Here is an 11,442-nt window from a genome sequence, read left to right on the forward strand (position 1 = left end):
TTCAACCGGGTGGGCTTGTGGCGCTCGATGGGCACGGCGCCAAGGGCGTCGCCACCCCAATGGGTTCGGCTTGCCTTTGCCCATCCTACGTGGTCGCGGATTATCGGCGTGGCTCGGTGTGTTTAACCGTAGGATGGGCAAAGCGAAGCGTGCCCATCGTTGCCCGGCAACCCCATTCAACCGGGTGGGCTTGTGGTGCTCGATGGGCACGGCGCCAAGGGCGTCGCCACCCCAATGGGTTCGGCTTGCCTTTGCCCACCCTACATGGCCTCGCTCATCGACGCGGGTCGGTGTGTTTGGTCGTAGGATGGGCAAAGCGAAGCGTGCCCATCGTTGCCCCAAAATCCCACAGCACAGCTCTTTAGCCGCTTTGCCCGGCAAACAAAAAAGCCCCCGGCACAGCCGGGGGCTTTTTTTACGTAACGCAATCTCAGGTTCGGTATCAGCCGCCGAACTTTTCAATGTACCCGCCGATGAAGACCACCAGGATGATCAGGGGCAGGATGTATTTCACGTAGAATTTGGTTTTCTCCGGGTAACGGAGCCCGTGGCCTTCGTTGGCCTCTTTGACGAAGGAGTCCCAGCCCCACCCTATTTTATAGCTGCAGAAAAAGGCAAAGATCAGGGAGCCGATGGGCAGCAGGTTGTTGCCCACGATAAAGTCCTCCAGGTCGAGGATCACGGTGCCTTCGCCCAGGGGGTTGATGCCGCTCAGGACGTTGAAGCCCAGGGCGCAGGGCAGGGAGAGAAGGAAGAGGAAGGGGACAGACCCGTTGTTCAGGGAGGCGCGCTTTCTGGTCCAGCCCCACTCCTCCATGGTAAAGGCCATGATGTTTTCAAACACGGCGATGACCGTGGACATGGCGGCAAAACTCAGGAAGAGGAAGAAGAGGGTGCCCCAGATGCGGCCGCCCTCCATGGTGTTGAAGATGTTGGGCAGGGTGACGAAGATCAGGCCGGGCCCGGCGCCGGGATCCTTGCCGAAGGCAAAGCAGGCCGGGAAGATGATCAGGCCGGAGAGGATGGCCACAAAGGTGTCCAGGCCGATGATGTTGAGGGATTCACCGGTAAGGGAGCGGTCCTTACCGATGTAGCTGCCGAAGATGGCCATGCTGCCGATGCCGAGGCTCAGGGTAAAGAAGGCCTGGCCCATGGCCGCGTAAACGGTCTCCCAGACCCCGGTCTCCATGAGGCGGCCGAAATCGGGCATTAAATAAAAGGAGAGCCCCGCGGACGCGCCGGGCAGGGTGACGGACTTGACCACCAGGGCGATAAGGATCACGAACAGGGAGGACATCATCCACTTGGTGATGTTCTCCACCCCTTTTTGCAGCCCCAGAGAGCAGGTAAAAAAGCCTAAAACCACGGTGAGGCCCATCCAGAACACCAGGGTGCCGGGACTTGCCAGGAGCCCGTCGAAGAAACCGCCCACCGCATCCGGGAGAGACCCGCCAGGTTACCGGTGAGTGTGTGGTAGAAATAGGCCAGCATCCACCCGGCAACGGTGGTGTAGAACATCATAAGGATCAGGTTGCCGAGGATGGCGAAATAGCCGTAGAGGTGCCAGCGGCTCCCTTTAGGCTGCAGGGCTTTCAAAGCCCCGGCAATGTTCTTCTGGCCACCGCGTCCGATGGAAAATTCCATGACCATGATGGGCAGGCCCAGAATGAAGAGGAAGAGGAGGTAGATCAACACAAAGGCGGCCCCTCTTTGTACTTTCCGGTGATAAATGGAAAACGCCACACGTTCCCCAGGCCGATGGCGCATCCGGCGGAAATAAAAAGGAAGCCGATGCGGCTTCCGAGCTGCTCTCTCTGCTTGACTAAACTCACGAAACGCTCCTTCTCTGATTTGGTCTTGTCACTATGTTGGTAACCCCTTGTTTGATCACTGTTTTTCCTTGGTCTGATCCATGGAAGGGAAACGGGGCGGACCCTGCAGATTCATGTATTCATTAAAATCAGCAGGTTCGGCTTCCATTTTTCTCAAAATAAGTTTCGGATTTCGTGCATAAGTAAACGCATATGAGCCCTGATTTCCAGCTTTTCGAAATATTTCAACCCATAGCCCACCGATGGCGGCCCTGTCGCCATCTGACTGAATTGTTTTCCCGGGAAGACTCCCATACCGGTGAGGCAGGCAGAGTCCATGGAAAGCGCCTTCAATGGTGGCTGACCGGGCCGTGCCAACTGTTTTTTCAACTGGACTTTTTGAAAAATCGATGAAATTATTAGTAAATAAACATCTTTAACCATTTTAACCATTACCCGATGCGCGCACCTCGCCACGCGAACTCACGCGCCCCCTACCTGCGGTGATCTTTCAATTAATCCTGCTGGCTTCTCGCAGGCCAACAGCCCGTGGATGTCTCCAGTACCCGTAAGCGGCCCCCTTGCCATTTTCCGAGCAAAGCCCCCGTCCGCTTTCGGTGACGCAGTGTCTTCTCCGTATCCCCATGCCTTTTCCCTGCGATGCGGACGCCGAGCCCGCCGGGCCGATCACCTGACTGCCATGCACCCTTTTCCCAGCACCGAGGGAATCGATCATGAATGCAGCTACCCGGGTCCCCGGCCTCATATTTCATGGTTTTGTCTCTTCTCCTGCTTCTCAGCTCTCCGCTTCGGGCCTCCGAACAGGAGGTGGTTGATTTGAGTATCGAGGATCTCATGAACATCAACGTGACCTCGGTGGGCAAAAAAGAGCAGCACCTCTCGGACAGCACGGCCGCAGTGTTCGTCATCACCAACCAGGACCTGAAACGATCCGGGGTCACCAACATCCCCGATGCCCTGCGCATGGTGCCCGGGCTCACCGTCTCCCGCATCGATTCCAACAAGTGGGCCGTGAACAGCCGCGGTGCTACCAGCCGGTTTGCCGACAAGTTGCTGGTTTTCATTGACGGACGCACCGTCTACACCCCGTTTTTCTCCGGGGTCTACTGGGAGGTGCAGGACGTGATGCTCGAAGACGTGGACCGCATCGAGGTGATCCGAGGGCCCGGGGCCACCCTCTGGGGAGCCAACGCGGTGAACGGGGTCATCAACATCATCACCAAGCAGGCCTCGGACACAGTGGGGGGCGTGGCCACTGTGGGCGGGGGAACCACGGAAGAGGGCTTTGCCGAGGCGCGTTACGGCGCGGCCCTGGGCAAAGCCACCCACGGCCGTTTTTATGCCAAGGGCTTCAAACGGGATGAGTTTGAGCGCGCATCAGGGGACGGGGCAGGGGACGACTGGGAAATGGCCCAGGGAGGGTTTCGGCGACACCCTGGCGAACGAAACAAGGTCACCTTCCAGGGGGATCTCTACGACGGGGAGATCAATCAGGAGGTGGTGCTTCCCTCCCTTGCACCACCCTATGCCGAGATCGTGGACGACACCGCCGATGTGTCCGGGGGCAACCTGCTCACCCGATGGCAACGGGTCCTCTCCTCCACATCGGACCTTTCCCTGCAGCTCATCTACGACGTATCAAAGCGGGAAGAGGCCTTTACCAACGAAGAAAAAGAGAACATCGACGTCGATTTTCAACACCACTTCAAGGCCGGGGAGCGTCATGACATTGTCTGGGGGGCCGGGTACCAGCGGATCCACGATGAGCTGGCCGACACATCCGTGCTGATGTACTCTCCGGAGAGCCGCACCGACGACCTGTTCAGCGCCTTTCTCCAGGATGAGATCCTCCTTTCCGACAACAGGCTCTGGCTTACCCTGGGCAGCAAAGTCGAACACAACGAGTCCACGGGCTATGAGGTCCAACCCAGCGCGCGCCTCCTCTTTTCCCCCCGCCCCAACCACAAACTCTGGGCCGCGGTCTCCCGTGCCGTGCGAACCCCGTCACGGGTCGAACGGGACGGGGTGGTTAACCTTTATGTGGTCCCCCCCATGAGCCCGGAGAACCCTTCGCCCCTGCCCGTTGTGGTTACGGGAATCGGTGTGGACGACGAGCAGTCCGAAGAGCTCATCGCCTACGAAGTGGGGTACCGGTTCATGCCAAGGCCCACCGTTTCCGTGGACATTGCAGGCTACTACCACGACTACGACCACCTGCGGGTCACCCGCCAGGGGGCCCCCGAGTTTCAGGGAACCTACATCAAACAGCCCTTTTTCCTGGTGCATGAGTTTTCGTCCCGTGCCTACGGCGCGGAGCTGGCAACGGCCTGGCAGGTGACGGACTGGTTAAAAGAAGACCTGGCCTACACCTACCTGAACAGCAACCTGGAAGAGGAGGGGCAGGTGGGACGGGAACCCACCCATCAGGTCTCATTGCGGTCGGCGGTGGATATGGGAAATGACCTGGAACTGGACCTCTGGCTCCGGTACGTGGACGACTCCAGCGCGGCCTATGCCGCGTCCCCGGACGGCACGTATGAGATTGACGATTACCTCACCCTGGACGTCCGTCTGAGCTGGGCTCCCGCCCCGGCCCTGGAGCTCTCCGTGGTGGGCCAGAACCTTTTGGACGAACGCCACCCGGAGTATGTCATGGAAAACTACGGTCTTCCCACAGAGGTCCCTCGCAGCGTGTACGGTAAAATCACCTACCGTTTTTAAGGCTATCGGATGACCTATGCGAAATACATCCGCCGTACCTGGCGTATCGTCTCGTGTACGGCCCTGATCTTTCCGGCCCAGCTTTCTTTCGGGCCGAAAGACACCCTTGCAGCTGCCATGGACGAACCCACGGTCAAAGCGGCTTTTGTTCTCAATTTTGCAAGGTACACCCAGTGGCCCGAAGATCACTTTGAGACGGCTGACGAGCCCTGTGAGCTCGCCGTGTTCGGGGGTACCGGCATGGAAGAGGCCTTTCAACGCATCGAGGGCAAACCCATCGGGTCCCGGCCGCTGAAAGTACGGTTCACCGACGATCCCGAAACCCTTGAAGGGTCCCATATTGTTTATTTCTGCCGGGAGACGCCCCTGGAGAAACGCCTTGCGGCCCTTGACGCGGTCAAGGACGGATCCACCCTGACCATCGGTGATGACATGCCCCGTTTCCTGGGGTCCGGCGGGCTCATCAACATGTTCAAGAAAAACGACCGGCTGCGGTTTGAAATCAACGTGGAACGTGCCCTGCAGGTGAGGCTGAAGTTCAGGTCCCGGCTGCTGCGGCATGCAATCATTGTGGGTGGCCCATGAGCGGTGGCGACGCAGTACGACAAATGAAAAACCTGTCCATCCGGACCAAACTGGTCCTGCTCTTCAGCCTGCCCGCAGTCCTGACGGTGATCCTTCTGTCCACGGCCCTTGTGTTCAAGGAGAAATGGACCAGCAGGAAGAACCTTGCCCGAGAGCTCAGCTCCATGGCCGGTGTCGTCGCGGTGAACAGCGGCCCGGCCCTGCTCTTCAACGACGAATTGTCCGCCCGGGAGACCCTCATGTCCCTGGAGGCAAAGCCCGATATCGCCGCAGCGCTCCTCTACGATGCCCGCGGCAGGCTCTACAGCAGCTACACGGCCCTGGAAGCCGACCGCAAAGCTTACGGCCGAGCTCAAGGAAGCCTACCCGGACAGGGCCGCGCTTTTCCGTGAGGTCCTCGGGGGAAAGAGAACCATCTTCCTCGTGTCCCACCACGCCCATGTGCTCCGGCCCGTCATCGCCAACGATGAGGTCATCGGTGCCATTCACCTGGTGGACAACATGCAGCAGATGCGCATCCGCCTGCACACGGATTACATCGTGTTTGCATTTTTCGTGGCCTTTACCCTTGCGGTCATCATCGTGATGTCGGTGAAGATGCAAATCATCTTCACCGGTCCGGTGCTGGGGCTCATGCAGTCCATGAACCGGGTGATCCGGGAAAAAAACTATGCGGTGAGGGTTCACAAGGAGAGCGACGACGAGTTCGGGACCCTCATCGACCGGTTCAACGACATGCTCGAAGAGATCCAGCGGCGGGACAACGAATTGAAAACGCACAGCCTGGGCCTCAGCCGAGCCAAGGACGACGCGGAGAAAGCCACCCGGGTCAAATCCCAGTTTCTGGCCAACATGAGCCATGAGATACGCACCCCCATGAACGGGGTGCTGGGCATGGCGGGTCTGCTGCTGCAAACCAGCCTGACCCCGGAGCAGGAGCGCTTTGCCCGCACCATCCGCAACTCCGGGGAATCCCTGCTCACCATCATCAACGACATCCTCGATTTTTCCAAGATCGAGGCGGGCAGGCTGGAGCTGGAGACCATCGACTTTGACCTGCGGACCCTCATTGAGGGAGTTGTGGACCTGCTCCTGCTGCGAGCCCATGCCCAGGGCAACGAGCTGAGCATTCACATCCCCGAGGCCACCCACACCCACCTGCGCGGCGATCCCACCCGGCTGCGCCAGGTGCTCACCAACCTTCTGGGTAACGCCGTCAAGTTCACGGATAAAGGCTCGGTGGTGATCAGGGCGTCCACCACCATGAAGACGAAGGAGACCGTGGAGCTCAGCGTGTCCGTGGAAGACACCGGCATCGGCATCAGTCCCCGGGACCGGACCAAGCTCTTCAAGCCCTTTTCCCAGGCTGACGGGGCCACCACGCGAAAATACGGCGGCTCCGGCCTGGGGCTGGCCATCTCCATGGAACTCATCTCCCTCATGGGGGGCTGTCTTGACTGCGAAAGCACACCAGGGAAGGGGTCCCGCTTTTTTTTCACCGTGCCCCTGAGGGCAGGGCAGGGAACGTGGCGAAGCACACGAGAGGGCCGATCCGTGGATATCTCCGGCCTGAACGTCCTTATGGTGGACGACAGGATTGAGCCCCACCGGGCCATCATCGAGCCCATGCTCTCGTCCTTGGGGGTTCCCCGCACGATCATCGACGACGGCAGCGCCGCCCTGACCCTCCTGAACGACGCCAGGGCTTCGGACCGGCCCTTTGACCTGGTGATCCTGCTGGACAGCCCTGCCGAAACCGACGTCCTGGGACTGGCCCGGGCCATCAAGGCCCGCCCGGAGCTGAGCCACCTTCCCATCATCCTTATCACCCCCCCGGGATTCCGCGGGGAAGCCAGGCTGGCGGCACGGGCAGGGGTTTCGGCTTATCTCACCAAACCGGTGAGCCGCACCGATCTACACGCGGCCCTGGTGAAGGCCATGTCGGAGACACCCCAACGCTCCGACCTGCCCTTGATTACCCAGCACTCCATCGCCGAAGAGATGCGTCGGTTTCACCGCCATGTGCTCGTGGCCGAGGACAACGAAACAAACCGTGAGGTGGTCGTCTCCATGCTGAAACTGTTCGGATGCCGTGTGGATGTGGTTGAAAACGGCAGGGAGGCTGTGGAAGCGTTCCGGCAAAACAGCACCTATGACCTCATCCTCATGGACTGCCAGATGCCGGTTCTGGACGGGTATGGCGCTGCCGAAGAGATCCGCGGCATTGAAGCGGAGAAAGGGTTTGCCCGGACGCCCATCGTGGCCCTCACCGCCCAGGCACAGGATGAAGACGACCGGCGCTGCCTGGCGTCGGGCATGGACGGCTTCATCAGCAAGCCCTTTGACATCGACAGGATCGGCGCCACGCTGGAACGATGGTTCGGCGAAGGGGCGGGCACCCGCCCGAAGCTCTCCGCGTCCTCAGCGGACCGGCAAGGGGCCCCGGACGAAGCGGACGGCGTCGGCCTCATCGACCGGAAACGCCTCGCCGCCCTCCAGGAACTCCAGGCAGACGGAGAGCCCGACATCCTCGTGCAGGTCTTTACGGCCTACCTGAGAAATTCCGAGGCCATCCGCACGCAGATGACACAGGCCCTGAACCCCTTGGATATATCCGCCCTTCAGCGGGCGGCACACAGCCTCAAATCGAGCAGCGCCAACATCGGCGCAACCGGACTGGCAGACCTGTGCAGGGACCTTGAGGTGAGATGCAGCAGGCAGTGCTGCGATGACGCCGACGCACGGGTACAAGCCATCGAATCGGAACTCATGTTGGTCAGGAACGCCCTGGAAGAGGAGATAACATCCCATGATGTATGAAAAGCATGCACGAAAAAAACCGCTGGCCCTCATCGCAGATGACGACCTGTCGCTGCGTCTCTCCATAAAGGCGGCCCTGAAAAAATGCGATTTTGATGTCCTGGAGGCGGAAAACGGGCGTCAGGCCCTGGCGCTGTTCCATGCAGAGAAGCCGGACTTTATCCTTTTGGACGTCATCATGCCCGAGATGGACGGCTTTGACGTCTGCGCTGCCATCCGCAAATCCCTGTACGGCCGGTATCCCCAGATTCTCATGGTAACGGGCCTGGATGATGTGGAGTCAACGGCCAGGGCTTTTGAAGTCGGGGCCAACGATTTTGTCTCCAAGCCCATCAACTGGGTGATGCTGGGCCATCGGGCCCGATACATGCTCCGTGCCGGATTCGCCTTTCGGGAGCTTTACATGAGCCAGAGCCGATTGGCCAAAACCCAGGAGCTGGCCAAACTGGGGAACTGGCAGATCGACCTCAACAGCAACGATTTCCATTGCTCCACCGAAGCCAGTCGCCTGCTGAGGCTCGACACGGGCAACGCCCCCGTTTCTCTGGATGATTTTCTGGCGCCCATCATGGGCCATGAAAAGGAGAAGGTCCGAAAAGAGATGAACGATGCGGTCAAGGCACGGAAAAATATGAGCGTGAGCTACAGCGTTCTCTATCCCGACGGCACCCAGAAGCACATCCTCAACCAGGGGGAGATCCTCTTCAACGAACAGGGCATGCCGGAAATGATGCTGGGGGTGGTGCAGGATGTCTCCCAGCTGAAACGCGCCGAAGAAGAGATCATGCACCTTGCCTTCTACGACGGGCTCACCGGGCTTGCCAACCGCATGCTCTTTCTGGACCGGCTGGACATGGCCATCAAGGACTCCACCCGCAACGACCAGAAGTTTGCGCTCCTCTTTCTGGACCTGGACCGGTTCAAGCGCATCAATGACACCCTGGGCCACCACATAGGCGACCTGCTCCTGAAGCAGGTGGCGGAAAAGATGCAGGCCTGTATCCGAAGCACGGACCTGGCCACCCGCAACGTCATGGACCGCTCCGAGCCCACCATCTCCAGGCTGGCAGGGGACGAGTTCACCATCATCCTCTCCAACATAAGGTCCCCGGAGAGCGCGGCCCTGGTAGCAAGACGCCTCATCAAGGAGATCTCCACCGAATACGACCTGGAAGGCCAGGAGGTCTCGGTGTCCGCCAGCATCGGCATCAGCGTGTTCCCCAACGACGGGCAGACCGCGGACATCCTGCTTCGAAACGCGGATTCGGCCATGTACAACGCCAAGAACAGTGGAAAAAATCAGTTCCAGTTCTACATCGAATCCCTCAACATTGTTGCCACCGAACGTTTTTCCCTGGAACGGGACCTTGCCCGGGCCATCGACCGCAACGAGCTCGTGCTCTACTACCAGCCCCAGATCGACCTGGCCACGCGAAAGATCGTGGGCGCCGAGGCCCTGATCCGCTGGATGCATCCCCAGAAAGGCATGGTCCCCCCGGACAAGTTCATCCACGTGGCCGAAGAGTCGGGCCTCATCATCGACATCAATAAGTGGGTGCTGCTCATGGCCTGCCGCCAGAGCGACGGGATCGATAAAATGGATTTCCGGACCTCAACATCGCCGTGAACCTTTCGGGCTACAAATTTGCCCACCAGAACATCGTCACCAGCATCCGGGACGTGCTCGAAAACACCCGCCTTGCCCCTGCCAACATCGAGATAGAGATCACCGAGACCATCCTCATGCAGGAAACCGAAGAGACCATTGAGACCCTCAAAGAGATCAAGGACCTCGGGGTGCGCATCGCCCTGGACGATTTCGGCACGGGCTACTCCTCCTTGAGCTACCTCACCACCTTTCCCGTGGACGTCATCAAAATCGACCGATCCTTTGTCATCGGCAGCACCATCCACAAAAACAACCGCATCATCATCAAGGCCATCATCGCCATGGGCCACAGCCTCGGCAAAAAGATCCTGGCCGAGGGCATCGAGACCGAAGAGCAGTACGAGCTCCTGAAATCTTACGGCTGCGACGAAGCCCAGGGCTACTATTTCAAAGCCCCGGTCCCGGCCACCGAATTTTTCCGGCTTCTCAAGATGGGGTCCCTGTAATCAACCGGTCTTTTTCGCCTTCCTCTCGTCAAATCCCTCGATTCGGTGGCCCATTGCTGATATGTAACGGGGCGAATCGGCTGTGGAGCCGGTGTGAATCAAATAGAAAGTCAACGCCGAAGGCCCTTATTCAGGGGATTACGGCTTCTGAAGGACGGCAGGATATGCTCAAGATCGGTCAGATGAACTCGCTCGTTGCCGAGCGTTACATGGAATTCGGCTTCTACCTCAACCCCAGGGAGGAGCAGGTTCTCCTTCCCAACAAATACGTGCCCGAAGGCTTCAAGCTCGGGGACCGCATCGACGTCTTTGTCTACACCGACTCCGAAGACCGCCCCGTGGCCACCACCCTGAAGCCCAATGCCATGGTGGGGGAGTTTGCCGTCATGACGGTAAAGGACGTGAACCCCTTCGGCACCTTTTTTGACTGGGGCCTGGAAAAGGACCTTCTGGTGCCCCGAAGCGAGCAGCAGAAGCCCATGGCCGTGGGGGAGAAGTACGTGGTGTATGTGAGCCTGGATGAAGAGACCGGCAGGGTCTTCGGCTCCACGCGCCTGGGCCGCCACTGCGCAAAGGTCGCCACCGACCAGACCGTGGGCCAGGAAGTATCCCTCCTCATCTACGGCATCACCAAGCTGAGCATCCAGGCGGTCATCGACGACACCTGCCTGGGCATCCTCTACCGCAATGAGGTGTTTAAAAAGGTGTCCATCGGAGAACGCCTCACCGGCTACGTCTCCCGCATCCGGGAAGACGGCAAGATTGACCTCACCCTGAAAAAACCGGGCTACCAGTCCATTGAAGGCTCTTCTGAGCGAGTGCTGGAGATCCTTAAAAAAGCCGGAGGCTTTGTGGCCTGCCACGACAAGAGCGCCCCGGAAGAGATCAAGGGCGTCTTTTCCATGAGCAAGAAAGAGTTCAAACGTACGGTGGGGGCGCTTTACAAAAAAGGGCTCATCGAACTGAGCGATACGGGGATTCGCCTGAAAGAGGAGTAAATCCCATGGAATGGGAGCGCCGCACTTCGGTGCGGCAGACGCTCCATCCAACGAAAAAAGCCGCACAGGAGTGCGGCGCTCCATATGACATCCCCAACCGCCAGCTTCATCCAGGCCCGCAGTGTCAAAAATACCCCGGAGAACCACACATCCTGGAGCGCCGCACTCCGTGCGGCATACGCTTCGTCCCACGAAAAAAGCCGCACAAAAGTGCGGCGCTCCATATGACATCCCCAGCCGTGGCTATTTCATCCAGGCCCGCAGTGTCAAAAATACCCCGGAGAACCACACATCCTGGAGCGCCGCACTCCGTGCGGCATACGCTTCGACCCACGAAAAAAGCCGCACAGAAGTGCGGCGCTCCATATGAC

At 59.3% G+C, this 11,442-nt stretch carries 11 protein-coding genes; 7 read left to right on the top strand and 4 right to left on the bottom strand.

The features are described from left to right. Positions 1 to 442: 442 nt before the first annotated feature. The 4 genes from ACOYW1_RS11645 to ACOYW1_RS11660 form a co-directional block, all read right to left on the bottom strand. Positions 443 to 1,432 (bottom strand): sodium-dependent transporter, encoded by a 990-nt coding sequence (locus ACOYW1_RS11645; RefSeq protein WP_482422923.1) that lies wholly within the window; start codon positions 1,430 to 1,432, stop codon positions 443 to 445. After that, on the bottom strand, positions 1,357 to 1,695 hold the full coding sequence (locus tag ACOYW1_RS11650) for a hypothetical protein (RefSeq protein ID WP_482422924.1): 339 nt from the start codon (positions 1,693 to 1,695) through the stop codon (positions 1,357 to 1,359). The genes ACOYW1_RS11645 and ACOYW1_RS11650 overlap by 76 nt, the downstream gene beginning before the upstream one ends. Beyond that, complete coding sequence (locus ACOYW1_RS11655) at positions 1,689 to 1,832, bottom strand: hypothetical protein (protein WP_482422925.1); 144 nt, start codon at positions 1,830 to 1,832, stop codon at positions 1,689 to 1,691. Before ACOYW1_RS11655 ends, ACOYW1_RS11650 begins: the two co-directional genes overlap by 7 nt. A gap of 153 nt (positions 1,833 to 1,985) precedes the next feature. Beyond that, positions 1,986 to 2,264: a hypothetical protein gene (locus ACOYW1_RS11660; RefSeq protein WP_482422926.1), complete on the bottom strand. Its 279-nt coding sequence runs from the start codon at positions 2,262 to 2,264 to the stop codon at positions 1,986 to 1,988. A gap of 384 nt (positions 2,265 to 2,648) precedes the next feature. Here ACOYW1_RS11660 and ACOYW1_RS11665 point away from each other — a divergent pair, with 384 nt between their 5' ends. The 7 genes from ACOYW1_RS11665 to ACOYW1_RS11695 all read left to right on the top strand — a co-directional run bounded on the left by ACOYW1_RS11665 (position 2,649) and on the right by ACOYW1_RS11695 (position 11,071). After that, on the top strand, positions 2,649 to 4,553 hold the full coding sequence (locus tag ACOYW1_RS11665) for a TonB-dependent receptor plug domain-containing protein (protein ID WP_482422927.1): 1,905 nt from the start codon (positions 2,649 to 2,651) through the stop codon (positions 4,551 to 4,553). A 9-nt stretch (positions 4,554 to 4,562) separates the two neighbouring features. Then, positions 4,563 to 5,138, top strand: a complete 576-nt coding sequence (locus ACOYW1_RS11670) for a YfiR family protein (RefSeq protein ID WP_482422928.1) — start codon at positions 4,563 to 4,565, stop codon at positions 5,136 to 5,138. Between the two features lie 23 nt (positions 5,139 to 5,161). Next, entirely contained in the window at positions 5,162 to 5,530 is a 369-nt protein-coding gene (locus ACOYW1_RS11675) for a CHASE sensor domain-containing protein (protein ID WP_482422929.1), read from the top strand. A gap of 31 nt (positions 5,531 to 5,561) precedes the next feature. Continuing rightward, a complete protein-coding gene (locus tag ACOYW1_RS11680; RefSeq protein ID WP_482422930.1) occupies positions 5,562 to 7,958 on the top strand; it encodes a response regulator in 2,397 nt (798 codons plus the stop codon). After that, the gene (locus tag ACOYW1_RS11685) at positions 7,948 to 9,585 is read left to right on the top strand and encodes a diguanylate cyclase domain-containing protein (RefSeq protein WP_482422931.1); all 1,638 of its coding nucleotides are present in this window, start codon (positions 7,948 to 7,950) and stop codon (positions 9,583 to 9,585) included. The genes ACOYW1_RS11680 and ACOYW1_RS11685 overlap by 11 nt, the downstream gene beginning before the upstream one ends. Then, positions 9,582 to 10,073, top strand: coding sequence for an EAL domain-containing protein (locus tag ACOYW1_RS11690; protein WP_482422932.1), 492 nt, complete (start codon positions 9,582 to 9,584; stop codon positions 10,071 to 10,073). The genes ACOYW1_RS11685 and ACOYW1_RS11690 overlap by 4 nt, the downstream gene beginning before the upstream one ends. Before the next feature lie 164 nt (positions 10,074 to 10,237). Further along, the gene (locus ACOYW1_RS11695; protein WP_180145375.1) at positions 10,238 to 11,071 is read left to right on the top strand and encodes a CvfB family protein; all 834 of its coding nucleotides are present in this window, start codon (positions 10,238 to 10,240) and stop codon (positions 11,069 to 11,071) included. The last annotated feature ends 371 nt before the right edge of the window (positions 11,072 to 11,442 follow it).

The organism is Desulfoluna sp. CYM3A (genome assembly GCF_056829965.1).